We start from the raw sequence: 25971 nt of genomic DNA, 5'->3' as shown, positions 1-25971 counted from the left end.
GAGTCGGATGAGTGCACGTCCGAACGGGACGTCGAGCCTGATGCAGGGCCGCGTCATAGAGGGGCTCCGTGAGCGCATCATCACCGGTGCGATCGACCCGGGCGCGCCGCTGTCCGAGCTCGCGCTCGCCGAGGAGTTCGGGGTGAGCCGCACCCCGGTGCGCGAGGCGCTCAAGCAGCTGCAGACCGAAGGTCTGGTCGAGGTGCGCCCGCGGGTCGGCACCTTCGTCACCACGCCGTCCCGTCGGGAGATCACCGAGCTCTTCGAGATGAAGGAGCTGCTCGAGGGGGCCGCCGCCCGGCTGCTGGCGCAGCGGGGCCGGGTGCCCGAGGTCGACGCGCTGGAGGAGAACCTCCGCGAGGCCGACGCCGCGGTCGCCCGCGACGACCGGGACACCTACGCCCGACTGGTCGGCGAGTTCCACGACCTGCTGATCCGCGGCGCCGACAACGGCAAGCTCGAGTCCCACTACCGGACCCTGATGAACCAGCTCGCCTACGCCCGCCTGGTCACGACCTCGCTCAGCCAACCCGGGCGGGCTCTCCAGTCCGACCGCGAGCACCACCTCGTCCTCGAGCTCATCATCGCCAAGGACGGCGACAGCGCCGAGCGGGTGATGCGGGAGCACGTACGCGCCAGCCGCCAGGCGCTGATGGCCGGGCTTCAGCTGCCCGGCTGAGGCCGACCTAGGATCTGCGCTATGACTTCGCCTCGTGACCGCCGCGTCTCCGCCCGTATCGGCGCCATCGCCGAGTCCGCCACGCTCAAGGTCGACGCCAGGGCCAAGGCGCTCAAGGCGGAGGGCCGCCCGGTCATCGGGTTCGGCGCCGGCGAGCCCGACTTCCCGACCCCGGACTACGTCGTCGACGCCGCCGTCGAGGCCGCGCGTGACCCGAAGAACCACCGCTACACGCCCGCCGGGGGTCTGCCGGAGCTCAAGCAGGCCATCGTCGAGAAGACCCTTCGTGACTCGGGGCTGGAGATCACGCCGGCGCAGGTCCTGGTCTCCAACGGCGGCAAGCAGGCCATCTACTCGGCCTTCGCGACCATGCTCGACCCGGGCGACGAGGTGATCGTCCCGGCGCCCTACTGGACCACCTACCCCGAGTCGATCCAGCTCGCCGGGGGCGTCGCCGTCGAGGTGGTAGCCGACGAGACCCAGGACTACAAGGTCACCGTCGAGCAGCTCGAGGCGGCGCGCACCGAGCGCACCAAGGTGCTCCTCTTCGTCTCCCCGTCGAACCCGACCGGCGCCGTCTACACCGCGGACGAGATCCGGGCCATCGGCGCCTGGGTCGAGGAGCACGAGCTGTGGGTGCTGACCGACGAGATCTACGAGCACCTCCTCTACGACGGCGTCTCGACCGGCTCCCTGCCCGTCCTCTGTCCCTCGCTGCGGGACCACTGCGTCATCGTGAACGGGGTCGCCAAGACGTACGCGATGACGGGCTGGCGGGTCGGCTGGCTGGTCGGCCCCACCGACCTCGTCAAGGCCGCGACCAACCTGCAGAGCCACGCGACCTCCAACGTCTCGAACGTCTCCCAGCGCGCCGCCATCGCGGCCCTCGTCGGTGACCTGACCGCGGTCGACGAGATGAAGGTCGCCTTCGACCGGCGCCGGCAGACGATCGTCGCGATGCTCAACGAGATCGACGGCGTCTACTGCCCGACCCCGGAAGGTGCGTTCTACGTCTACCCGTCGGTCAAGGGGCTGCTCGGGAAGTCGTACGACGGCCGGGTCATCGACACCTCGGCCGACCTGGCGGCCTACATCCTCGACGAGGCCGAGGTCGCGGTCGTCCCGGGCGAGGCGTTCGGCACTCCGGGCTACCTGCGGCTCTCCTACGCGCTGGGCGACGACGACCTCGTCGAGGGCGTCGGGCGGCTGCAGAAGCTGTTCTCTTGAGGTCTTCTGGTGCCCCAGGCAAGAGTCGAACTTGCGACCTTTCGCTTAGGAGGCGGCTGCTCTATCCACTGAGCTACTGGGGCATTCGCGGATATCTTGCCATGGTGGCGGGTAATACTACGGTTTGGGGTTCGATGCGGTGAGGGGCCAAACTTGGTGCGCTCGCGTAGGTTGAGTCACCGTCGACTCAACCCGAATCCCCCCGAAGTCCAGCGACGAATGACGGTGATCTATGCCTGACTCCTCCATGCCTCCCCGACGTGGGGGTGCGGATTCAGGCTCCGGCGTGTCCGGATTCGAGTGGATGTACGGCGCCGACGAGCCTGCGAACGACGAGTCCGGGGGGACTCCGTCGGGTCGTGGTGCTCGGGTGGCCGACGTACCGACCGACCAGCCGTCGGCGGAGCCCGGTGGTGGCCGGCGGGCCGCGCGTCCGCAGTCCGAGTTCGTGTCGCCGCCGCCTCCCGGGCCGGGATCATCGGGCGGTGGCCGCCGGGCCGCTCGTCAGGAGCCGGCGCTGCCGGAGCCGCCCGCCGTCGAGCAGCCGCGCGCCGAACCGGTGCGTAGAGAGCCGACCCGGGCCGAGCGCTATCAGGCGTTGGGCCGTGGCAACCCGGGTCCCTCGCCTGCGCCGCCCGTGCCGCAGGAGTGGAACGCCCCGGACGTGACGGCCGTAGCGCCGCCGCTACGCGAGACCCCGCGCCCCGCGCGCCGAATACCTCCGCCGCCGGCCGCGGCTCCCTCCGCCGAGGAGACCGCGGTCGCGCCTGCGCAGGAGTGGTACCGCCAGGATCCTCACCCCGCTCCTCCCGCGCCCAAGGCCCCCGACCAGCAGCTCGCTCCGCCGGCTGCTCGCGAGTTCGACTGGAACGACCCCGGCGCGACCGCGGTCGCGCCCCGGCCTGATCCGGCCGACCGGCCCCGAGGGCGTACGTCCTCGCGCGACGAGCTGCACGAGGCCCGCCACGAGGCCTATCCCGCCCCGGGCCGTCGGGGCGCTGCGTATGCAGCCGGCTATGACGACGAGCCCTATGACGAGTATCCGCCCGAGGATGGCTACCAGCAGCCCTACGCCCCGTATCCGGAGGACGAGCGCGATGACCGCGACAAGCCGCGGATCAGCGTGTGGCAGGTGCTCAGCTCGACTCTGCTCGTGCTGGCGCTGATCGTCGGGCTCTTCACGGTCTACACCTACCGCAGTCTGCGGTCGAACATCAGCACCGTCAGCCTCGGCGAAGAGGCTGCTGACGTCGGCCCGAAGGAGCCGATCAACATCCTCGTGATGGGTTCGGACAGTCGTGACTGCAAGGGATGTGGCGTCGACGGCGAGAGCGGTGGTGGTTCGGACACCAACATCCTGCTGCACCTGTCCGCCAACCGGAAGTTCGCCTACGGGGTCTCCATCCCGCGCGACACGATGGTGGACCGTCCCTCCTGCAAGACCGAGGACGGCGAGACGTCCCCAGCCGAGTACGTGCGGTGGAATGCTGCCTACGCGACCGCGGGTCCGACCTGCACGGTCGAGCAGTTGGAGTCCGTGGCGAGCGAGATGTGCGGCGAGAAGTGCGACATCACCGTCAACCACCTCGTGGTGGTCGACTTCGCGAGCTTCAAGGGCATGGTCGATGCCATCGACGGGGTCGACGTATGCCTTCCTGAAGAGGTCGACGACAAGTACACCGGCGCTCACTTCGACGCTGGTGAGCAGAAGCTGACCGGCAAGCAAGCGCTCAACTACGTGCGCTTGCGGCATGGCCTGGGGGATGGTGGTGACCTCGATCGGTCCAAGCGCCAACAGGCGTTCATCGGGTCGATGGCGGCCAAGCTGCTCTCCGGCGACACCCTGACCAGCCCGACGAAGGTGCTCAGCTTCCTGAACGCCGCTACCAAGGGCCTGACCATGGACGAAGGGCTCAAGGACAACCTCGAGACGATGGCCAAGATCGGGGCTGGCTTCCAGAGCATCGGGATGGAGAACATCAAGTTCCTCACCATCCCCACGGTCGCCGATCCTCAGAACCCGGAAGCGACCGTCGTCCTCGACGAGGAGAAGGCGAAGAACGTCTTCAGGGCGATCGCGAACGACAAGCCGCTGACCAAGAAGATCGCCGCCGGGGCTCTGGACGCAGGCGAGGCCTCGGGCAAGAAGAGCGAGAGCTCGGGCGACGGCGACGCAGCTCCGGACGACACCGCGACCGACGGTGAGACGGCGGAAACGTCACCCGGCGACGAGGCCGCGACCGGCGAGTCGGACACCGCCTCGGGTGGTGCCAGCAGTGGTGCTTCCGAGGAGGAGCTCGCCCAGATCGCCGAAGAGGCGAAGGCGGCACGCGAGCGCGCAGGTCTCTGCTGATGGCTGAGGACACCTCGTCCGAGCCGGCAGGGCCGGACGAGCCGGAGGAGCCGGAGTGGAAGCGCAAGCAGCGGCTGGCGCGGATCTTCGGTGACGTACTTCCCGAGACGACCAGCGACGAGCGGGAGTCGTCGGCGGAGTCGGAGGAGTCGGCGTCGGACCGTTGGCTGAAATCGCAGGTGCCGCCTCACCACGGTGGGTGAGACGGCACCTGCCGAAGCGGAGCCCGAGGCAATCCGTTCTGGCGCGAGTGCGTCAGCGAGCGCTGAGGCTGTCGCGGATCTGCTTGAGGATGTCGATCTCGGTCTCGCCGGGCTCGGGGTCCGGGAAGTAGCGCTCCTTGGCGGCGGTGTAGGGCTTCACGATCAAGAAGTAGACGACCGCGGCCATGATGAGGAAGGCGATGAAAGCGGTCAGCCACGCGCCGAGGCTGACGCCGCCCGGCTCGTAGTTCGAGAAGTCCGGCGTGCCGCCGATCTTGCCGAGCAGGTCCATGATGACGTCGACCGTCGCGGTGACCACGGACGCGAAGGCGGCGCCCATGATGAAGGCCACGGCCAGCTTGATCAGGTCGCCCTGGAGCAGGAATTTCTTGAAACCGTCCATGTCTTGCTTTCTCCTGTTGCTCATTGTGTGAGGTGAAGGAGACCCCGGATGTGGCGTGCGTAGGCCGTCAGTAGGCGAAGGTGAGGTAGCCACCCACCCCTGCTGATGTGACGTCCTCGACGCTCTTCTCGGCGACTCCGACGATGACCAGACGCCCCGCCGAAGTGAACGCGTCGCCAAACCCTTCGGTCTTTCCCTGTGCCATGGAATCATCCCGGCTCGGCTCCGCGGCTTGAGGGAGGCTGAGGATCAGCGTGTCGGTGGTGACCTGGGCGGTCTCGGCGGTGGCGGGGTCGGTGGCGTAGAGGTCCACGGTGTCGCCGACGCGGAGCAACCCGGCCATCTCGGCGTCGGGAAGCCGGACCGGGACGGCCACCAGGTCGGGGTGTCCCTCGGTCAGCTCCGGGCCGACGAGGCGTACGTCGGTGACGGGTTCGCCGCGCCGCAGGGGTGCCGCGAGGCGCTCACCGAGCGGCGCTTCGGCGATGTCGACGGGCACGTTGGCGGGGTCGGTCGAGACGTCGGTGAGGTCGGCGGCGGTGAGAACCGTGCCGACCGGCAGATCTCGGGAGGCCACCGCCATCGTCGAGGTGTCGGGTGGGTCCGGTCGGGTGGCCGAGAACCCGATCGCGACCGCCGCAGCGGTCAGCAGGAACGCCAGCAGGCGTCGATGGGCGAGGACCCCGCGGCGTACGCGGCGGGAGAAGGACGTGATTCGAGTGAACATGCGGGCACGCTAAGTCGCACGCGCGATTCCCGCATCTCGCAATCCACAGCGCCGGTCACGCTGTGGATGAACCTGTGGATAACCCGCTGGCGCGGGGTGGTCTCAGTCCGAGGAGCCGGAGGAGGCGGGCGCCGGGGTGGAGCTGCTCGAGGACGAGGTCGTCGAGGACGTGGAGGACGTCGACGAGGACGAACCGGAGCGGGAGTCGGTGCGGTAGAAGCCGGAGCCCTTGAAGACGACGCCGGCGGCACTGAAGACCTTGCGCAGCTTGCCGCCGCACTCGGGGCACTCGGTCAGCGAGGCGTCGCTGAAGCTCTGGAACTGGTCGAAGGCGTGGCCGCACTCGGTGCAGGCGTACTGATAGGTGGGCACGTTTCTCCTAGAACAGAATCTGGCACTCGACGGGCGCGACTGCCAATATTAGCGAACGCCTAGGAGAAGCGCCGCATTCCCTCCCCGCTCGCGGCCGCTCCCACCGCTCGGTCGTGCGGCTCCACCGGCACCGAGACCCCGATCTCCCACGGGTAGAGGAGCACGCAGGTGAGCGTGCCGGCCGGCACCCGAGCCAGGACCCGGTCGTAGGAGCCACCACCCCGTCCCATCCGGAACCCGTCCGCATCGACCGCCAGGCCCGGGACGAGCACCACATCGGCGGTGGAGACCGCGGAGACGCCCAGCCGCTCCCCACCGGGCTCCAGCAGACCCCGCGGCGCCCGGACCAGCTCTCCGTCGTAGTAAGCCCAGTCCAGGTCGTTGTCCGGTAGCAGACACGGCAGCAGGACCCGTTTCCCCGCAGCCTCGAGGGCGTCGATGAGCGGTCCGGTGCCCGGTTCGGTGCCGATCGAGACGTAGAGAGCAACCGTTCCGGCGCTGCGTACGTCTGGAATATCAGTGACCACCTGCGATAGGGCGCGCGCGAGCGAACCCAACCGAGGGAGCCCGATGCGCCCCCGGGTAGTCAGCAACTGGTCACGTAAGGCAGTCTTGCGCCCCACGAAGTCAGCGGGGGCTGGACCATCAGAACCCGGAGGGGTGTGTGAACCCGACACAACGACAGCCTAGGCTTTCCTCTATGGGTAGCCCAGGTTTGGCCAAGGCAATGGCGAAGATGCGCGATGCCGGCGTCGACGACGTCGCGGTGCAGACATTCGCACATTACTACCGCCAGCTCGAGCACGGTGAGACCGGGATGATCCCAGAGGGGACCATCGAGCCGGTCGACATCCCGTCGATCAGCGACGCCGCGGTCAGTGACGAGGAGGCGCACGCCGCCATCTCCACCACCGCGGTGATCAAGCTCAACGGTGGCCTCGGCACCTCGATGGGCATGGACCGCGCGAAGTCGCTGCTGTGCGTACGCAAGGGTCTGAGCTTCCTGGACGTGATCGCCCGCCAGATCCTGCACATGCGGGAGAAGTACGACGTACGTCTCCCGCTGCTGCTGATGAACTCCTTCCGCACCTCCGAGGACAGCCTGGCCGCGCTCGAGCGCTACCAGGACCTGCCGGTCGAGGGTCTGCCGCTGGAGTTCCTGCAGAACCGTGAGCCGCGCCTGCTCGTCGACGACCTGACCCCGGTCGAGTGGCCCAAGGACCCCGAGCTCGAGTGGTGCCCGCCGGGCCACGGCGACATCTACACCGCCCTGCTCGACACCGGGCTCCTCGACCTGCTCATCGAGCAGGGCTACGAGCGGGTCTTCGTCTCCAACTCCGACAACCTCGGCGCCGTCCCCGACGAGAAGGTCGCCGGCTGGTTCGCCAAGTCCGGTGCCCCCTTCGCCATCGAGGCCGTACGCCGCACCGCGAGCGACCGCAAGGGCGGTCACTTCGCGCGCCGCAAGTCCGACGGCCGCCTGATCCTGCGTGAGACGGCGCAGACGCTCGACGAGGACAAGGTGGCGCTGCAGGACCTCAACCGCCACAAGTACTGCTCGACCAACAACATCTGGTTCGACCTCAAGGCGCTCAAGAAGGTCCTCTCCGAGCGCGACGGCATCCTCGGCCTGCCGCTCATCCGCAACGAGAAGACCGTCGACCCCGCCGACCCGAAGACCCCCAAGGTCGTCCAGATCGAGACCGCCATGGGGGCCGCGATCGAGGTCTTCGAGGGCTCGCAGCTGATCGAGGTCGGTCGCGACCGGTTCGTCCCGGTCAAGACGACCAACGACCTCCTCGTCCTCCGCTCCGACGTCTACGACATCGGCGACAACTTCGTGCTCGACCAGGTCGCCGACGTGGTGCCGTTCATCGACCTGGACGGCGACTACTACAAGTACGTCGCGAACTTCGACGAGCGTTTCCCCGAGGGTGCGCCGTCGTTGCGCCAGGCGGCCTCGCTCACCGTCAACGGCGACTGGACCTTCGGCAAGGGCGTCCAGGTCATCGGCGCGGTCTCGCTCGACGGCGCCAACGCCGAACGCGTCGCGCCGGCCACGATCCTCTCCGACTAGTGTTGGCGGGGTGACCCCCGCCGAGTACCGCGAGCGAATCCTGGCCGACCTCGAGCCGATGCCGGCCTACCCGCAGCCCCTGATGGACTGCCTCGGGCTGGCGGTGGCCGAGGACATCCATGCCGAGGTCGCGCTGCCGGGCTTCGACAACTCCTCGATGGACGGTTACGCGGTCCGTTACGCCGATGTCGCGACGGCCTCGGCCGAGGCTCCGGTGCGGTTGCCGGTGCTCGGTGAGATCGGCGCCGGGCAGGCCTCGCTGCTGGCGCTCCCGCCGGGCGCGGCGGCGAAGATCATGACGGGCGCCCCGCTGCCGACGGGTGCCGACACGGTCGTGCCGTACGAGTGGACCGACCGCGGCGTCGCCGAGGTCGAGATCCGGCAGACGCCGGAGGAGGCTCAGCACGTTCGCTACGCGGGCGAGGACGTCGCCAAGGGCGACCTGCTCATCCCCGCCGGCACGGTGCTCGGCCCGCGCCACCTGGGCCTGATCGCCTCCGTCGGCCGTGCCCAGGTTGCGGTGCGCCCGCGCCCCAGGGTCGTGGTGCTCTCGACCGGCACCGAGCTGCGCGACCCCGGCGAGACCCTGGGCCACGACTCGATCTACGACGGCAACTCCTTCCTCCTGGCCGCCGCCGCCCGCCGGGCAGGCGCGATCGCGTACCGCGTCGGGATCGTCCCTGACGAGCCGCGGGCGTTCATGACCGCGCTCTCCGACCAGCTCGTCCGTGCCGACCTGGTGGTCACCTCCGGCGGCGTCTCGATGGGCGACTACGACGTGGTCAAGGAGGCGCTGACCCCGGAGGGTGTCTGGTTCGGCCCCGTGAGCATGCAGCCGGGCAAGCCGCAGGGGTTCGGCCGGATCGGCGAGGAGCGGGTGCCGGTCCTGTGTCTCCCCGGCAACCCGGTCTCCTCGTTCGTCTCCTTCGAGCTCTTCGTGCTCCCGGCGCTGCGCCGGCTGATGGGCATGACCCCGGAGGCCCGGCCGGCGCGTCGCGCCGCCCTGACCCACGCGGTGCGCTCCCCGAAGGGCAAGGAGCAGTATCTCCGCGGTTGGTACGACGGCTCCCGTGCCGGCGTCTCGCCCATCGGTGGCCCGGGGTCCCACCTGATCGGGGATCTCGCCGGCGCCAACTGCCTGATCGTCATCCCGCCGGAGACGACCTCGCTGGACAAGGACGCCGAGGTGGACGTGATCGAGCTGGATGTGGAGTTCTGATGGCTGACCGGTTGACCCACGTCGACGAGACCGGCGCGGCCCGGATGGTCGACGTCTCCGAGAAGGCGGTCACGACCCGCACCGCGACCGCATCCGGACGTGTGCTGGTGGCGGCCGAGGTCATCGAGCTGCTCCGCGGTGAGGGCGTACCCAAGGGGGATGCGCTCGCCGTCGCCCGCATCGCGGGGATCATGGGCGCCAAGAAGACCCCCGACCTGATCCCGCTGTGCCACCCGCTGGCCGTCTCCGGCGTCAAGGTCGAGCTGAGCGTCGCCGACGACGCCGTCGAGATCACCGTGACCGTGAAGACCACCGACCGCACCGGCGTCGAGATGGAGGCACTGACCGCGGTCGCGGTCGCCGGCCTCACCGTGGTGGACATGATCAAGGCCGTCGACAAGCGGGCGGTCATCACCGATATCCGGGTCGAGACCAAGACCGGCGGAAAGTCGGGTACCTTCCAGCGATGAGTCTCAGAGCGACCGTCGTCGTGGCCTCCAACCGCGCCTCGGCCGGTGTCTACGAGGACACTACCGGACCCCTGCTGGTCACCTTCTTGGAAGAGCTCGGTTTCGTGGTCGGCCCGCCCGAGGTCGTCCGCGACGGAGACCCGGTCGGCGAGGCGATCGCCCGGGCGGCCGGGGAAGGGGCGCGGGTCGTCCTCACCACCGGAGGCACGGGGCTGACCCCCACCGACCGCACCCCCGAGGTGACCCGTCCGCTGCTCGACCGTGAGATCCCCGGCATCGCCGAAGGAATCCGGGCGGCCGGAGTGGCCAAAGGGATCCCGACGGCGCTACTGTCCCGCGGTCTGGCCGGTCAGATCGGAGCGTGCGTGGTGGTGAACCTTCCCGGGTCCCGGGGTGGCGTGAAGGACGCGATCGACGTGCTGCGTCCGGTGTTGCCTCACGCCGTTGAACAGTCCGTCGGCAGTGATCATTGATTGGGACCACCGATGACTGATCCCGGCTGGCCCGCCGTCCTCTCCCACGGCGCGGTGACCCTACGCCCTCTTGACCGCACCGACGCCAAGGAGTGGACCGACGCGCGCCGCCGCTCGGCGGCCTGGCTCCACCAGTGGGACGCGACCGTGCCCCCGGGGTCGAGCGCGCGGCCCACGACGTTCGCCAGCCTCGTACGTCGTCTTCGGCGTCAGGCAAAGCGCGGCGTGACCTATCCGTTCGCGATCGATGTCGACGGTGTTTTCGCTGGTCAGGTCACGGTCAACAACATCGTTCGCGGCTCGGCGCAGTTCGCCTCGATCGGCTACTGGATCGACCAGCGCTTCGCCGGCCGCGGCGTGATGCCGCTGGCGGTGGCGCTGGTGATCGACCACTGCTTCACCACCGCGCTGCTGCACCGGATCGAGATCTGCATCCGCCCGGAGAACTCCAACTCGCTCCGTGTCGTGGAGAAATTGGGCATCGACGAGATCGGATATGCGCCCCGATTTCTGCATATCGACGGGGCCTGGAGAGATCACCGTATCTTCGCGATAACGGTTGAAGAATGTCACCAAGGAATGCTGGCCAGGCTCGGTTTGTCACCTGAATGAGGCATTGACTCGGCGTGTCCTGCTGAAATCACACAAGTCACACGCGACACACCACTGCACGTCCGCCTACGGGCTGGTAATGGCTCCTACGCTTCTTAACGTGGACCCGAGCGCACTCATCTTCGTCGCCCTCGCCGTGGCGTGGGCGGTGTACTTGGTGCCCAAAGCGCTCGAACAGACGGCGACGGCCGAGGACGGGACCAAGAGCCGGGCCAGCGCCGCCATCTCCAAGTCCCGCCGGATCCTCGCTCGGCGAGAAGCCACCAGCAAGGACTCCACCGATCTGGTGACCGAGAAGTCGGCGAAGAAGCCTGAGGCGGAGGCCGGGGCGATCGCGGAGCCTGTTCCGCGACCCGTCCCGATGGCCGTACGCCGCCGCGCGGCTCGCGCCGCGGCCAAGCGCCGTTCGATCGTCTTGGGGGTGCTGGTCCTCGGCTTGGCCGTGGTCGGCGCTCTTGCTGGTTTCGGGGTCTTCGGTCCGGTCTGGATCGCGATCCCGGCCGGCCTGGTCGTCGCCTGGCTGGTTACCTGCCGGTTCAGCGTCCGCCACCAGCGGGAGGTCTGGGCACGGATCCCGTTCCCCGAGGACCTCCCCGAACCGGAGCCCGTCGCCCCGCCCCGGGTCACCTTCGACATCGACCAGGACACCGGCGACCTGGTGGCCGTCGTCGAGCACCCCGCGGAGACCGACGAGGTGCTCCCCGACGGTTCCTGGAAGCCGGTGGAGACCCCGCTGCCGACGTACGTCTCCAAGGAGGCCGCGCCGCGCCGCACCGTCCGCACCATCGACCTCGACGCCACCGGCGTGTGGAGCTCGGGCCGCAACGCGGCCGACTCCGAGCTCGTCCGCCAGGCCGAGGAGGCCGAGCGTGCCGCCGCCGAGGCCGCCGAGGCAGAACGCGGTCGCGCCACGGGCTCCTGATTGGGTAACACCCGCGACGAGGTGCTAACGTTTCTCATCGCTTGGGGCTGTGGCGCAGTTGGTAGCGCGTCTCGTTCGCAATGAGAAGGCCAGGGGTTCGAATCCCCTCAGCTCCACCAAGGAAATCGCAGGTCAGAACCGCTGTCCAACATCCTGAGCAGAAGGATGATCGGATGGCGGTTCCGCGTTTATTCCGCACTTTGGCCCTCGTCGAGCGTTGCCCGTGCCCGGAGGCCGGGCGATCTCTCGGGCCGTCTCGGTGCCTCGTGGCACGGCTGGCGCACCTTGAGGGCATGACCACTCACACCACGAACGCCAGCAGCGAGACCACGCCTTTCATGTCCGGCATCGAGCCGGTCCTCTCCCTGACGGAGCTGTGCGAGCACCTGCACGTGCCGGCGCAGACCATCTACGACCTCCGCAGCCAAGGCCGCGGACCCCGAGGGTTCCGGGTCGGCCGTGAGCTGCGCTTCCGGATCGGTGAGATCGAGTCCTGGCTCGCGCGGCTCGAGGACTGCGACCAGCAACACGCCAGCGACCCGGGGCCGGGAGGTGGTCGGTAATGGCCGGCCGCCCACGCACCACGATCGGCACCTACGGCACCGTGACCACCCGCCGCTTCAACCATGGCAGTTGGCTCGCCGAGACCCGGGTGCGCGACGCCGACGGTCGACTGCGCCAGGTCCGCGTCCGCGGGCGCACCTCCAACCTGGCCACCGCTGCCCTCAAGGACCGCCTGCTCAGCCGCCCGGCGTTCGGGGCTGCCGGGGGCCTACGCCCGGACAGCGCCTTCGACGTCCTCGCCGATGAGTGGTTGGACGACCTCGAGGTCCAAGACCTCGCCCACCGCACCCGCGAGGCCTACCAGGACCGGCTCCGCCTGCACGTGCGTCCGGCGATGGAGCACTACACCCTCGGTGAGATCACCACCGGTCGGGTGGAGCGGTTCCTCAAGTCCGAGCTCGCCATCTCCTACTCCCAGGCGAGCCACTCCCGGACGGTGCTGAACCTGCTGTTCGCCTTCGCGCTGCGCCACGACGCCATCGCCCGGAACCCGGTCGAGGGCACCTCCCCGCTGCCACGGCCGAAGGGTGCCCCCAAGGCACTGACCCTCGTCCAGATCACCAAGCTCCGAGAGGCTGCGGCTACCTGGCGCACCGAGCCGGGCCTGCCCGGCCCCAAGAGCGACGGCCAGGTCCGCGACATCATCGAGGTCCTCCTCGGCACCGCGATGCGCCCCGGCGAGGTCCTCGCCCTGCGGGCATGCGACATCACCGACGGGCCGCGCGGCATGGTCGCCCACGTCACCGGCACGGTCGTCTACCGCAAGAAGAAGGGCGTCGTACGCCAGACGCACCCGAAGACCGACGCCTCGGATCGCTATGTCCCGGTGCCAGCATTCGCCGCCAAGGTGATCCGCCGCCGCTTGAAGACGATCAGGGCCGCCGACCGAGAACGCACCATCTTCGCCAATCGCACCGGCGGCCCGATGAACCCCTACAACGTACGCCGAACCTTCCGGGAGTTCGTCGTCCTCGCCGGCCTGGACGGGACCGGGATCAGCATGCGCTGGTACCGCCGCACCGGTGCCACCGTCCTAGCTCGCGGGCTCGGCACCGACACCGCCGCGACCTTCCTCGGGCACACGTCCTCGAAGATCACCGAGGGCTACTACATCGAGCCTGACCTCACCGTCGACCACGCCCCGGCGGCACTCCTCGACCGCACGCTCCGTTCCGAAGACGCCGATGGATCCTTGCTCGCCAAGCCCGCCGTCGAGTCCGAGGAGGACCTCCTCGACGAGATCGACACCGCTGCAGACGACGACGTCGATGGCGCAGCGTAGGGCTGTAGGTCTGCGATGTGCTTGGTCCAGGCGTCGGCGGCAGATGCGGTTCCGGTGAGTCATCGGAACCGTGCTCTCCGGCCTGGGGCGCATCAGCGCCCACGGCATCACCGTAGAGTGCATCCCTCACCCAGCTCCGCCGCGGCCGCATCAGTTTCACGTGTTCGATGATCGACGATGGCGGTTACCTGGATGCTTACGTCCAGGCAGAACTCGCCTGGAGGCGGATGGGGGAGCAATTTGCGTCCTTGCAGGTCAGACGCATGCTCCCCGAAATCACCCGAAAGACGTTGCGGTAGTTTCGTGGTCGGCAGCCGTCTCCTCGGCAGTCCCAAGCCCAGTAACGACCCAGATCGCGTGGAATCGCCATGATCGTCGAGGCAGGCGATGCTCACGACGTCTGCAACCTCGTCCCGAGACGAGTGCGGTTTCATCGCCCGGTCTTGTTCGCCGGAGAGCGACTACGCTTTCCGACTCACCAGATACGGATGAGCGGCGCCGGGATGCAGAAGCGCTGCGAACGCTTCGGACCGAAGGAACCAGCGGCGTCGATCAAAGGCGTCGTCGATCGGTAGTTGAAGTCGCTCCCACCTTCCTTGCCAATTTCACACGGTTGGCAGATCGAGGAAAATCGCGAGGCGGGGTGTGTGCACCTGATCGACGTGAGCCAGTCGCGAAAGACCAAGACCTGTGTGGAGTGTGGCCGGGAGTTCCCGCGCAGCGGCGGTCGAGGCCGTCCGCGACTGTATTGCGGTTCCTTGTGCCGCAAACGCGCCCACCCGCGGCAGAGGACACCCAAGCCATCTCCTACGCCGTCATCGACCCAGACACAGGACCAGCCGCGGCGGCCGATGACCACAGCAGAGCTGCTGCAGAAGATCGAGGAGAGCATCTCGGTGCAGGATGCCCAAGAGGTCATCGACTGGATCGTGGACTCACCAGACGCGATGCGCGTGCTGCTCGACGATCTCATCGTGCGGATCGCGATCGATAAGCTTCTCGAGGACGTGCGATACCAGCGCACGGTCGACAGCCTGGTCACGGCGTACTCGATGGTCGGTCGGATCACCGGCGGCAGCTTCACCCTGCCCACGGTTGAGGTGAGTTCATGACCTCCGTCCACCCGCTTTGACGGTCGTAGCATGCGTGCCGACCGGTTGAGAAGTTGCTTTGTTGCAGTTCAAAGCCGCCTTTGAGTTTGGCAATCGACGTTCGTTGACTGCCGTCGAAGTGGCGCCGCGGCGACGATCTGGGTATCGGGCGAGGTTCGGGCCGGTGGGCCGCAGAGCCTGACTGGATGTTTCCGGACGCGCGGGGCCCGCGCCAACTGTTTCCTCCGAACGTTCTCTTACTCCGTAGTCAGATCGGGGGGCTAGCCGTAGCCCGCGGTAACTATGCCCTTACCCGTATAGGTAACAGTGCGCCAACGGTGACGACACGTTGGATCAACTTGCCTGCCGTGGCGCTCGGCGCGGTGCGATTGTCGCCGTGCGTGTCCTTCGTGCCCTCGGAGCCGATGGCAGCAATCGGACAAGTGTTGTCATGCTCGGCTCGGGAGGAGCTCACGTTGAAGGTTCGTCGCGCTCATGGTGTTGCGCTGACTCTTTCGTTCGGACTGCTGCTGTCGGCAGGGATCTGCGTGGTGCCGTCTGCGATGGCACCGGCTGCGGGCCTGTCGTCGATCGTGCCGCCGGCGCCGCCAGAGAGGCTGTTGACCGAGGCCGAGGCGGTTGCTCAGGCGCAGGAGACCGGGGAGCCGACGGTCGTTGACACGCTGACCACGCCCACTCAGATTGTGCGCGCGGTGCCGGAGACGGGGCTGGTTGCCGAGATCAGCCCGGGACCTGTGAGGGTTCACCAGAGTGACGGCTGGCATGAAGTCGATGCCTCCCTCGAGCCTGATGGTGCTGGTCGGCTGGCGCCGGTGACAGCTCCGGCTGAGTTCACGATCACCGCCGATGGGACGGGTCCGCTCGCGGAGCTGGCCGGTCCGAGTGGCGAGCAGATCGCTCTGTCCTGGCCCGCTGAGTATGGGGATCTTCCGGTTCCGCGAGTGGACGGGAACTTGGCGACCTTTGCTGGCGTGTGGGGTGGTCAGGTCGATCTGGTGGTCGGCGCGAGTGTTGCTGGGTTCCAGACGTATCTGGTGCTGCATGACCGTGCTGCGGCCGAGCTGCCGCAGGTGGCTGACTTCCACTTCGATATCACCGCGTCCGGTGTTGATATTGCTGATGACGGCGAGGGTGGCTTGGAGGCCACCAACGGCACCGGCGAGGTGGTCTTCGCCTCGAGCGATCCAGAGCAATGGGATGCCGGGGATGTGGCTGAGGCGTCGGGGTCGGCGGCGAAGAGCTCGGCCGCTGAGCCTGACCTGGCTTCTGCGGAGACGGACCCGCCGACCGCGGAGGAGATCCGGCGTTTGGTGGAGCGTCCCGACGGGGCACGGTCGGCCGCGATGACCATGACACTCGAGTCCGAGTCGACCGCGACGGAGGGCGAGGCGCAGAGTGGCCAGACCGCTGCTGAGCTCCATGTGCGCTCGGACAAGTCGATGCTGTTGGCGGAGGAGACCCAGTTTCCTGCCGTTCTTGACCCGAACTTGACGCGCGCAGACCTGGGTGCTGAGTGGGGGATGTACTGGTCGACCGGCGAGCACTGGTACGGGGATGTGGCACTGGGCCGCGCCGGGTATGACGGCTGGTCCTCGGGGCCGAAGAAGGCTCGTTCGTTCTACAAGTTCGACATCGAGAGCCTGCAGGGGACCGAGATCCAGGAAGCCACCTTCCTGCACATGCAGTTCCACTCTCCCGAGCACACGTGCAACACCACGGGCGCCGGGATCGAGGTCTGGACCGTGGAGGCGTTCGACTCCGGGACCCGGTGGCCAGGCCCGGCCAAGGTCGGCTACCAGTCGACCAACTACAAGGCCCGCGGACATGAGGACTACTGCTCGACGAACTACGAGAACGAGTGGGACGTCAAGAAGGGTCTGGCCTCGGACCTGAGCAACGGCTATGACCGGATGCGGCTGGGCATGTTTGCCAAGGACGAGACCAACGAGTACTCCTGGCGTAAGTACGGCGCTTCCGACGGCGCCTACCCCAAGCTGCTGGTGACCTACAACCGAGCACCCAACGTCCCGACGGGACGGTTCACCGGAAACACCTCGACCGATGACGCGGTCCTGTACAACAGCAAGTACTACGTGCGGGTGCGGCAGCCAGTGCTGCTGGCGACGACGACAGATCCTGATGGGAACCAGGTTCAGCAGCGGTTCGTCGTCAGGAACTCCTCGGGAGAGATCGTCGTGGACCGGCGGAATGCATTCCATCCCTCGGATCCGCCCACCCAGTCGGGGATCACGCTGACCGAGAACCTGCCTGACGGCACCTATTCCTGGTGGGTTTACGGGATCGACTCATATGGATTCCAGGGGCCGGCGTCGTCGTGGCTGACGATGGTGATCGACAACGTCAAGCCCGATCCGCCGGTGATTGAGGCTCCCAAGGTGGGGTCGTACGGGCAAGGTGTGACAATCTCGATGGACTCGCCCTCCTCAGACGTCCTCCACTACAACTACGGGTTCTTGACCTCAGCCACGCCGATCTCCAAGAGGCTGGACCCGTTGAGTGAGAAGCTGACAGTAACTAGGACTGGTCATATGGGCCCGGACTGGATCACTGCGACGGCTTCCGATATCGCCGGGAACCCATCGGTGCCGAAGCAGTTGAGGTTCAAGGTGATGGGTGCCTCGACCTCGCATCAGTGGCATCTGGACGGCAACGGCAATGACGAGGCACCCTCGGAGCAGCAGCCCACGACGCTCGCGTTGTCGGGATCGCCGACTTGGGTGGGTGGTCATGACCGTGATTACGACCCGGTGGGGTCGGGCAGCCAGACTTGGGCTGTCGGCGATAAGGCGTTGGCGCTGAACGGCACTTCTCAGTATGCGAAGAGCAGCGGTGAGAACGCGAATGCGGTCAACCCGGACAAGGGGTTCGCGCTCTCGGCGTGGGTCAAGCTCGACCCGGCTGCGGTCGACACCGGCGCCTTCACGGTGGCCTCGCTCTCGCTGCCGGACACCTCGGCTAAGAAGGTCGCGCTGGAGTACCGATCCCAGGGCTGGCAGTTTGCGGTCAGGACCGGGAGCGGCTCCACCAACAAGTGGGAGAGCGTGAACGGCCCGACCGGGTCAATCGGCCGGTATGCCGGCAAGTGGGTGCACCTGGTCGGGGTCTATGAGAAGGACCCCTCCCAGTTGCGGCTCTACATCGACGGCATCGAAGCAGCTACTCCATTTGCGGTGCAAGCGGCCGCCGATGAGTCGCCCACCATCGATCAGCCCTCCACCGAGACCCTGATGCCGGTCTGGGTCGGGGCCGGTGCCGCGTCGACCCCCGATGCCTACTTCAAGGGCGTCATCGACGAGGTCCGAGCCTACTCCGGCCCACTGGACCCGACCGGCGCCTTCCTGGTCTCGCGCGAGGTGCGTAACACCCCATGACCCTGTACGCCGCTCGACTCAAGCATCACTTGGTTCTCGGGTCTCGGATCGATCAAGGACACCTGGCATGAGCAATCCTTTCCTCCGCTACTCCGCCGCCAAGACCGGCGAGACAGTGGTGATGCTGCGTCGCGCGGCCACCTTGGCCGCGGCTGCTGTCTTGGTCGCCACTGGTCTGACCACCTCGGTCCCGGTCGTCGAGCCGGACCAGCTCCGGTTCGTCGGGGACGTGGTGTGCGGCGAGGAGACGGGACAGTCTCAACGCGCTACCACCTTCGACGCCCCCTGTCTGACGCCAGAGGACACCGGGGAGGTGACCGATGCGTCCCCGGGCGAGGTCCAGGTCCCGGTCGAGGAGGAGGATCCTGCTCCGGAGACGGTCACGATGGAGACCGCCTCGGCGGAGAAGACCACGGCTGGCACCGCCACGGTGACGCCGACAGAGAAGCTGACCCAGGCAGACGACCTCCCGCTATGGGTAGAGACCGACGACGCTGACACCAGCGGTAACACCGGGGGGACCTCGGACCTCGAGGTCGAAGTGGTCGACGACGCCCCGGCCGACGCGGCACGCGACCGCGCCAGAGCGTGGGGCCCGGTCGTTCGAGTCACACCAGAGAAAATGGGTGCTTCGGGTGAGGGAGCCGCACCCTCGGCGGTACAACCGGAGGTGGCGTCGGTCAAGGTCGCGATGGACGTGTCCGCCTACGTTGAGGCCGATGCGACGGTGGGCGGCGGCTGGGAGAGCCGGCTGCGGCTGGTCGCCTACCCCGCGTGCGTGCTGACCACTCCCAGAAACAAGGCCTGTCAGGCCTCGACGTGGCTGAAGACGACGCGGGACAGCAAGGGCCGCCTGACCGCCACTCTCCCCGGCGACCTCCTCAGCAAGCCTGCTCCGATCCTCGCGACTCCCAATAAGCCCAAGCAGCCAGGTGACACTCCCGAGGCCAGCTCGACTGGGCCTGAGGCGACCGAGTCAGAGGCCGTTGAGTCGGCTCCCGTTGAATCTGGAGCATCTGAGCCCGAGGCTGGGACGGTCGAGGAAGGCTCCAACGAGCCGAAGGCGGCCGAGAAGTCTGCCGAGGCCAAGTCGGCCGGGGCGTCTGAGGCCACCGCCGAGCTGGCGACGGCTGGTGTGGTGCTGATGGCGGAGACCACTCCGACCGGCGAGCTCGGTGATTGGACCGCGACGTCGCTAGGGACTGCAGCGTCGTGGTCTGGCGGCGGATCGAGCGGCTCGTTCACGTGGTCCTACCCGTTGCAGACCCCGCCGGTCGCTTCCGGGATGGAGCCCGGTCTGGGGCTGACCTATGACTCCGGTGCGGTCGATGGCGTGGTCGGGTCGGGCAACGTCCAGGCCTCCTGGGTCGGGCTCGGCTGGGACATGGCGCCCGGGTTCATCGAGCGCACCTACGCGCCGTGCGCCGAGGACCAGGCCGACCACAACGGTGCGTCCGCGAACAACGCCCAGCGCGACACCGGAGACCTGTGCTGGCGCGGCGAGGCCCTGAACCTCTCCCTGAGCGCCCACGCCGGCGAGCTCGTCAAAGACCCAGCCGGTGGTTCGGACGACTTCCGTCTGCGGACCGACGACGGCTCGGTGATCACCCGGCTGGGGGTCAAGGGTGGCCAGTTCGAGCGGTTCCAGGTCACCACCCCCGACGGCACCCGATACCTCTTCGGGCAGAGTGACGCCGACACCGGCGCGAACTCGTCCCTGCGGGTCCCCGTCTATGGCAACCACTCCGGCGAGCCCGGCCACGCCGAGACCTTCGGTGCCTCGGGCCAGGACGCGGTGTGGCGCTGGAACCTGACCCAGGTGACTGACCCCGTCGGCAACACTGTGAACTACCACTGGGCCAAGGAGACGAACCGTTATCGCGCCAACGAGAACATCGGCGCGGTTCCCGACGAGGAGCGCGGTGGCGTCGCGACCGGCTATGACCGCGGCGGCTACCTCACCAAGGTCACCTACGGCACCAAGGCCGGTGACACCGGCGCCGCACCAGCCCGGGTCCTGTTCGACGTCACGGAGCGTTGCCGCAAGTCCTACAACTGCTCACCGGGCAGCGGCAACACCCTGAACGAAGAGAATGCCAACCAGTGGCCCGACGTCCCCTTCGACATGGTCTGCAATTCCGGCGACTGCGACTTGCAGACCCAGTTCTCACCCACATTCTTCTCCACCAAACAGCTCACCCGAGTGCTGACCCAGACCTACACGGGCACCGGACCCGACGACGGGTTCGAGCCAGTCGACCAGTGGACCTTCGGGTTCGTGTTCCCGAAGAAGGAGGACGACCGTGACCATGTCACGCTGTGGCTGTCCTCGATCAACCATTATGCCGGCGCAGCCACACCAGGCATTGACGACCCGGCGGGCACGGTCACCTTCCGGTCGACCCCGATGAAGAACAGGGTCGATACCTCCACCGACAACCTCCCGCCCATGTACCGGCCGCGGATCACAAGCATCATCGATGAGCTCGGCTCGGTCCTCGGCGTCCAGTACAGCGCCCCGGCGTGCAAGGTCGACGGCGCCTTCCCCAACCCCGCGACCAACACCCAACGGTGTTTCCCCGACGAGGCGCACTACGACACCTTCCCTGAAGAGAAGCACTGGTTCTACAAGTACGTCGTCACCGCGGTCACCCAAGCTCCTGGCATCGGGCTCCAGGTCCTGACCAGCTACACCTACGGCGACGCAGACGGCGACGGCGCCTCCGACGGGGCCTGGGCGCGCTCGGATGACCCGCTGGCCCTGGACCGCAAGAAGCGATGGAACCAGTGGCGGGGCTACGCGAAGGTCACCACCCGCGTCGGTGAGGCCGGCGCCGACACAACCGGCCACCCCCGCACCAAGACGGTCGCGACCTTCGACCGCGGCATGGGCTCGGACGGAACCGGACTGGACCCCGAGGCCAGAGCACGTGCCGGTCTGCCGACCTCGACCACGACCTACGCGGGCGAGACGGTGGTCTCCAAGCAGAGCACCACCTACGACGTCCTTCCCGCGGTGGCCGGGCACACAGCCAATCGTGATCCGCGACGGGTGCAGACCGCCAGCACTCTGACCACCAGCCCACGCGCAACCGCTGACGGCGGTGGTGACCGGTACGTCAAGGTCACCATGGACTACGACTCGTTGGGTCGCGAGGTCAAGCGCGATGACCACGCTTACACCAAGACCAGCGACACCGCATCCGCTGACACGACCGACCGGACCTGCCTCTACACCACCTACCCCAGCTCCGTCGTCGACGGGCTGAGCAGCTATCCCTCGCAGTCCCGCAAGGCCGAAGGCGCCTGCGACAGCGGGCCGCCCGCAGCCTCGGGCCTGCTCGAGGGCACCCAGTGGGCCTACGACAACGGCGGTGTCGGCCAGGCACCCGCCAAGGGGCTGGTGACCACCACCAAGGCCCTGGTCGATGACGCCTGGCAGACCACCGCAGAGACCACGTACGACGCCAACGGTCGCGTCAAGACGGTCACCGACGCCGCAGGTGCAGCGACCTCCATCGTCTACACGCCCGATACCGGCCGGAGCCCGACCAAGGTGGTCTCCACCAGCCCCGACCCTGACGGAGCCGGCCCGCTGGCTCGGCACCAGACCACCACCATCAACGACCCCAAGTGGGGGCTCCCGACCACCGTGACCGACCCGTCCGGCGGGACCACGACCGCCGATTACGACAGCCTCGGTCGCCTGGTCACGGTGAAGCTGCCCGGCAACACCAGCTCAACCCCGGACCTGGCCTACACCTACCAGCTGCGCGGAGCGGGTGGCGCGAAGATGAACGCGATCACCACCAAGACCCTCACCGGCGGCACCGCTGGGACGGCGCCTGGCCAGGTCACCAGCACCGCCCTGTTCGACTCTCTCGGACGCCAGGTACAGACCCAAGCCGAGACCCGGTGGACCGATGAGAAGAACAAGGTCGCCAAGGGCCGAGTCGTCTCCACCACCAACTACGACACCGCCGGCCGGGTCAGCCAGGTCGACAACCAGGTCCTGGCCTCCGGGCTCCCGACCACTACGTTCGTGGACCCGGTCGACGCGGCTCCCGAGTCGATCATCACCACCTACGACGGTGCCTCTCGGCCGCTGACGCAGACCGCGAACTGGGTCGGCACCACCGCCGACCCGGTGACCCGGTACTCCTACGACGCCAACCTGACCCACACCACCCCACCGGCCGGTGGCGTCGCCACCACGGTGGTGGCTGATGCCCGCGGCCGCACCAGTCAGCAGTGGAAGCACACCGACGGCGGCGCGAACAGCGGCGCCGCCGACGCCACCAAGGTCGTCACCCGCTACGGCTACACCCCCACCGGCCTCCTCAAGACGGTCAAGGACGAGAAGGACAACACCTGGACCTACACCTACGACGAGCTCGGCCACCGCCTGACCACCAGTGACCCCGATGCCGGGGACTCCTCCACCAGCTACGACAACCTCGGTCGCCCGGTCGAGTCCGTGGACGCCAACGGCACGAAGCTGCGCACCAGCTACGACGCGATGGGTCGCCAGACCGCGCTCGAGGAGGTCGCCGGCGACGGGACCCGCAAGCAGGTTGCTGGTTGGGTCTACGACACGATCCAGACGGGACAGCTGACCTCAACCACCCGCTACCGCGACGGCGCCGCGCTCTATACCCAGGCCATCGACGCCTACAACGCAACCGGGCAGCCAACCGACAGCCACGTCACCCTCGCCGCCAAGACCGGCCTGGTCCCGAACGAGGTCGCCGGCAGCTACCGGACCAAACAGTCCTACCGACTCGACGGCCAGGTCGCCGCGACCAGCTACTACCCGATCACCCCGACCGGCGCGACCGCACCGGTGCTGCCCGCCGAGAAGGTCGTCTACGACTACGACGACCTCGGCCGCCCGATCCGAATGGGCGGCTCGATGGGCCAGTACGTCATCGCCACCGCCTACTCGGCCTACAGCCAAGTCGACCAGCTTGCGCTCGGCAACACCTACGGGCACATGTCCTGGCAGTCCTACCGCTACCAGCCCGGCTCCGGCCGCCTGACCGAGCAGCAGATCGACCGCCAGACCCGCCCCGAGCTCGACCAGCTCCAGACCTACGCCTACAACCTGGCCGGGAACGTGACCAGCGTTCGCACCGACAAGCAAACCACCGGAGCCACGGATCCATCCTGGCAAGAGACCGAGTGCTACAAGTACGACGGCCTGAACCGACTCAAGACGGCCTGGTCAGGCACCGCCCAGACATGCGGCGACACCGCCCCGACCGGAGGGAACCTGCCCGCGGGGCATGGGTTCACCCAGGCCTGGACGTTCGAGGACGCCACCAACAACCGAATCACCGACGCCTACACCACCGCTGATGGCACCACCAAGGCGACCTACTCCTACCCCGCTGATGGTCCCGCACATGCACCGGGCACGGTCGCGGTCGACACGGTCTCCGGGACGGCGGATGCGGCCTTGGCAGCGATCGAGGGGACATACACCTACAGCGCCGCCGGCGAATTGTTGGATCGACCCGTCAAGGGTGATGTGCAGCGCCTGGAGTGGGATGCCGAGCACCACCTCGCAGGGGTGGACCCTGCCAGCGAGACCGCATCGGCGCAGTCTGCGGTCTACGACACCGCTGGTGCGCGGGTGCTGCGCCGGGTCACCAAACCCGGTGCGGGGACAGTCACGACGGTTTACCTGCCTGGTGGCGTGGAACTGGTCCATGACAGCGCCAAGGACACCGGGGCCGGCCTGCAGACCGGTGAGGTGGCACCGCGGCGGGACTACACGTTCGCGGGCCAGTTGATCGCGACCCGGACCGGTATGAACCCGGCCGATGTGACGACCTGGTCGGTCGATGACCAGGGCACCCCTGAGTACGCCCTCGGGAACGCCGAGGCCGCAGCCGCGACCGCGCAGGACGAGTCTTTGCCGCAACGCCGGCAGCGTCCCTTCGGTGCCGACCGCGGCACCGCCCCAGATGAGGCGACGTTCCCCGGGGAGAAGGGATTCGTTGGATCGACCCGTGATGAGAGCGTGGACCTGCTCCAGGTCGGCGCACGACCGTACGACCCGGTGCTGGGGCTGTTCGTCACCACTGACCCGATCGTGGATCTCGCGGACCCGGCGTCGCTGAACGCGTACTCGTATGCAAACCAGAATCCGATCACCTTCAGTGACCCGACTGGCCTGTACTCCATCGGAGACGACAAGAAGCCCGATGTCGAGAAGGACCGGGCAATCACTAGGGAACGTCTGAGCACGCCACCGCCCCCGGCACCGTCACAGCCCAAGGATCCGATCGAGACCAAGAGCAGCAAGGGCGACGAAGGCGCTGGGTTCGGCGTCCCGTGGCTCGACGAAGTGTTCGAGCCGCTAGGCAACATGTTCGAGGGGTCCGGCACGACCCCATGCTGGGGCCAATGCCACAACGGGCCATTCCCTGTCACTGCCGACGGCAGGCCGGACATGGACGTCATCTATGCCCAAGCCATTGCAGGTGCCGCAACCGATCTCGTGCTGATCTGCATGCTCGCGGGGCCCATATGCGGAATCATCGGTCTGGAATCGATCCCCGGAGCCGAGGGAGCCTCCGTGGGGACCGGAGCAGCTGGCTTGGGAGCGCTCCTCCTCAGACCCGGAAACGCCGCGGAAAATGGGATCAAGGCGCTGCCAGGCAAGAAGATCGCCGCAGAGTGGGGCGCGGACACCTACAAGCATGGGGGCCTCATGTCGACTATCGAGCACATCAACTACCGCCATTCGTACAACTCCGGATTCAAGAACGTAAGTCGCTACGCCGAAGACACGAGCGCTGGAGATATCAAGGGCTACGTCGACCAAGCGCTTCGAACTGGAACCGCGACAGACCGCGGAATCACTGCTGACCTGGGTAAGGTGATCGGCACCGACAGGGCTGGTAACCCAGTCACGGGGATCGAGGTCATCGTCCGAGATGGCCTGATCAAGACCGCATTCCCGGTGGCGCCATGACTGACTTGAAGGTTCTAGAAGAGTTCCTTTCCCATGAAGCCGATGCCTTCGTTCGTCGGCAATTGGCCGAGGCCATTGCTGAGTTGGGGGAGTCCGAACGGTACTTCACCTACGACGTCTACAACGTCAGGTTGGATGGCGAAGCCGGACAAGCCACGATCGAGGACGAACTGGACCCAAGCCGCGAGTTCACCTTGGACATCATCCAGTTCGCCGAAAAGCTCCGTGAGGTCGGCGAGGGATGATGGCGCTGCTAGGTTCGCTCGAGCCCTACTTCGACAGAACCGATACGGCCTTGTTCGTCGAGGCTGCCCGGACGCTTCGAGTGAGCTGAATTGGGCGGGACACTGAATGAGCGTGAACTGGGGTGGGTACGCCCCCTTCGACCCTGGTGTGACGCGCCCGCTGCATGAAGCGACGAAGCGTGAAGCGCGTTCTGCATTCCAGAGGCTGATGGCTGCAAAGGACGAGCGAGTCGCCGTGCTGCGGCAGTTGCTGGAACGGAACGGCGTGGCATTGTCATCCGAGGGAGATGGGCTGCATGCCCTGAACAACTGGTTCAGAAGCGAGGTTGAGGGGGCGACGGGACGGTTGCTACCGATCTGGTACGGGGTAGTCAACGATTTGGCGCTGTTTCTCGGTGACGCGATCGTGGCGACGAGTCCTGAGAACCTGAAGTGGGTCATGTTTGACAAGGGTTCCCGTGACATCGCTTTTCAGCGTCACGTGATCATGGGGTTCAGCGGAGTCGCGAACCCGAAGTACAACGTCGATATCGATCGCCTAGTCGCGACGTACGGACACAGGATCATCGCTGGCGAGCAGGTCGCGACGGAAGCCTTCGCCACCTGGATCGCGGCGGCAGCATCGAAGGCCTAAGACGGGCCGCGAGGGCTCGAGTG

21 protein-coding genes and 2 tRNA genes are annotated in these 25971 nt (G+C 67.4%); 18 read left to right on the top strand and 5 right to left on the bottom strand.

Features of this window, described 5'->3' with window-relative positions; genetic code table 11:
* Positions 1-7 precede the first annotated feature (7 nt).
* Positions 8-679 carry a GntR family transcriptional regulator gene (locus BLT25_RS04695; RefSeq protein WP_218131244.1) on the top strand — a complete coding sequence of 224 codons (672 nt, stop codon included), beginning with the start codon at positions 8-10 and terminating at the stop codon, positions 677-679.
* Positions 680-700: 21 nt separating this feature from the next.
* The gene (locus BLT25_RS04690) at positions 701-1906 is read left to right on the top strand and encodes a pyridoxal phosphate-dependent aminotransferase (RefSeq protein ID WP_218131243.1); all 1206 of its coding nucleotides are present in this window, start codon (positions 701-703) and stop codon (positions 1904-1906) included.
* A 7-nt stretch (positions 1907-1913) separates the two neighbouring features.
* On the opposite strand, the gene BLT25_RS04685 is transcribed toward BLT25_RS04690, so the two are convergent.
* Positions 1914-1989: transfer RNA gene (locus tag BLT25_RS04685), tRNA-Arg, on the bottom strand.
* Between the two features lie 203 nt (positions 1990-2192).
* Between BLT25_RS04685 and BLT25_RS04680 the strand changes: the two genes are divergently transcribed.
* The gene (locus BLT25_RS04680; RefSeq protein ID WP_143033635.1) at positions 2193-4259 is read left to right on the top strand and encodes an LCP family protein; all 2067 of its coding nucleotides are present in this window, start codon (positions 2193-2195) and stop codon (positions 4257-4259) included.
* Entirely contained in the window at positions 4259-4462 is a 204-nt protein-coding gene (locus BLT25_RS04675) for a hypothetical protein (protein WP_091042619.1), read from the top strand. Before BLT25_RS04680 ends, BLT25_RS04675 begins: the two co-directional genes overlap by 1 nt.
* A gap of 52 nt (positions 4463-4514) precedes the next feature.
* On the opposite strand, the gene BLT25_RS04670 is transcribed toward BLT25_RS04675, so the two are convergent.
* From BLT25_RS04670 to BLT25_RS04655, 4 genes are all read right to left on the bottom strand, one after another.
* Positions 4515-4865: an MscL family protein gene (locus BLT25_RS04670; protein WP_091042617.1), complete on the bottom strand. Its 351-nt coding sequence runs from the start codon at positions 4863-4865 to the stop codon at positions 4515-4517.
* Between the two features lie 67 nt (positions 4866-4932).
* Positions 4933-5592, bottom strand: a complete 660-nt coding sequence (locus tag BLT25_RS04665) for an SAF domain-containing protein (RefSeq protein ID WP_091042614.1) — start codon at positions 5590-5592, stop codon at positions 4933-4935.
* Positions 5593-5694: 102 nt separating this feature from the next.
* A complete protein-coding gene (locus tag BLT25_RS04660) occupies positions 5695-5964 on the bottom strand; it encodes an FmdB family zinc ribbon protein (RefSeq protein ID WP_091042612.1) in 270 nt (89 codons plus the stop codon).
* Positions 5965-6023: 59 nt separating this feature from the next.
* The gene (locus tag BLT25_RS04655; protein WP_091042610.1) at positions 6024-6587 is read right to left on the bottom strand and encodes a 5-formyltetrahydrofolate cyclo-ligase; all 564 of its coding nucleotides are present in this window, start codon (positions 6585-6587) and stop codon (positions 6024-6026) included.
* 77 nt (positions 6588-6664) lie between these two features.
* Here BLT25_RS04655 and BLT25_RS04650 point away from each other — a divergent pair, with 77 nt between their 5' ends.
* The 14 genes from BLT25_RS04650 (at position 6665) to BLT25_RS04585 (ending at position 25948) form a co-directional block, all read left to right on the top strand.
* Positions 6665-8041 carry a UTP--glucose-1-phosphate uridylyltransferase gene (locus tag BLT25_RS04650; protein ID WP_176883628.1) on the top strand — a complete coding sequence of 459 codons (1377 nt, stop codon included), beginning with the start codon at positions 6665-6667 and terminating at the stop codon, positions 8039-8041.
* Positions 8042-8051: 10 nt separating this feature from the next.
* Positions 8052-9260, top strand: a complete 1209-nt coding sequence (glp, locus tag BLT25_RS04645; RefSeq protein WP_091042606.1) for a molybdotransferase-like divisome protein Glp — start codon at positions 8052-8054, stop codon at positions 9258-9260.
* Positions 9260-9730, top strand: a complete 471-nt coding sequence (gene moaC / locus BLT25_RS04640; RefSeq protein WP_091042603.1) for a cyclic pyranopterin monophosphate synthase MoaC — start codon at positions 9260-9262, stop codon at positions 9728-9730. Before glp ends, moaC begins: the two co-directional genes overlap by 1 nt.
* Positions 9727-10203 carry a MogA/MoaB family molybdenum cofactor biosynthesis protein gene (locus BLT25_RS04635; protein ID WP_091042600.1) on the top strand — a complete coding sequence of 159 codons (477 nt, stop codon included), beginning with the start codon at positions 9727-9729 and terminating at the stop codon, positions 10201-10203. The genes moaC and BLT25_RS04635 overlap by 4 nt, the downstream gene beginning before the upstream one ends.
* Before the next feature lie 12 nt (positions 10204-10215).
* On the top strand, positions 10216-10815 hold the full coding sequence (locus tag BLT25_RS04630) for a GNAT family N-acetyltransferase (RefSeq protein WP_091042599.1): 600 nt from the start codon (positions 10216-10218) through the stop codon (positions 10813-10815).
* Between the two features lie 100 nt (positions 10816-10915).
* Positions 10916-11737 (top strand): divisome protein SepX/GlpR, encoded by an 822-nt coding sequence (locus tag BLT25_RS04625; protein WP_091042596.1) that lies wholly within the window; start codon positions 10916-10918, stop codon positions 11735-11737.
* A 43-nt stretch (positions 11738-11780) separates the two neighbouring features.
* Positions 11781-11856, top strand: a tRNA-Ala gene (locus BLT25_RS04620).
* Between the two features lie 174 nt (positions 11857-12030).
* Positions 12031-12300 carry a helix-turn-helix transcriptional regulator gene (locus BLT25_RS29720; RefSeq protein ID WP_176883625.1) on the top strand — a complete coding sequence of 90 codons (270 nt, stop codon included), beginning with the start codon at positions 12031-12033 and terminating at the stop codon, positions 12298-12300.
* Entirely contained in the window at positions 12300-13583 is a 1284-nt protein-coding gene (locus tag BLT25_RS04610; protein WP_091042591.1) for a tyrosine-type recombinase/integrase, read from the top strand. The genes BLT25_RS29720 and BLT25_RS04610 overlap by 1 nt, the downstream gene beginning before the upstream one ends.
* Before the next feature lie 647 nt (positions 13584-14230).
* Positions 14231-14695, top strand: a complete 465-nt coding sequence (locus BLT25_RS29385) for a hypothetical protein (RefSeq protein ID WP_143033634.1) — start codon at positions 14231-14233, stop codon at positions 14693-14695.
* Between the two features lie 347 nt (positions 14696-15042).
* Positions 15043-18087: a LamG-like jellyroll fold domain-containing protein gene (locus BLT25_RS04600; RefSeq protein WP_176883623.1), complete on the top strand. Its 3045-nt coding sequence runs from the start codon at positions 15043-15045 to the stop codon at positions 18085-18087.
* Between the two features lie 67 nt (positions 18088-18154).
* Positions 18155-25069 (top strand): RHS repeat domain-containing protein, encoded by a 6915-nt coding sequence (locus BLT25_RS04595; protein ID WP_143033633.1) that lies wholly within the window; start codon positions 18155-18157, stop codon positions 25067-25069.
* A complete protein-coding gene (locus BLT25_RS04590) occupies positions 25066-25314 on the top strand; it encodes a hypothetical protein (protein WP_091042580.1) in 249 nt (82 codons plus the stop codon). Before BLT25_RS04595 ends, BLT25_RS04590 begins: the two co-directional genes overlap by 4 nt.
* Before the next feature lie 106 nt (positions 25315-25420).
* Positions 25421-25948, top strand: a complete 528-nt coding sequence (locus BLT25_RS04585; protein ID WP_143033632.1) for a hypothetical protein — start codon at positions 25421-25423, stop codon at positions 25946-25948.
* The last annotated feature ends 23 nt before the right edge of the window (positions 25949-25971 follow it).

Origin of the sequence: Nocardioides sp. YR527 (assembly GCF_900101045.1) — a bacterium.
In the GTDB taxonomy this organism is placed as follows: Bacteria; Actinomycetota; Actinomycetes; order Propionibacteriales; family Nocardioidaceae; genus Nocardioides.
Note: the sequence above shows the minus strand (reverse complement) of the source record. Positions and strands in the feature narration are given on the sequence as shown.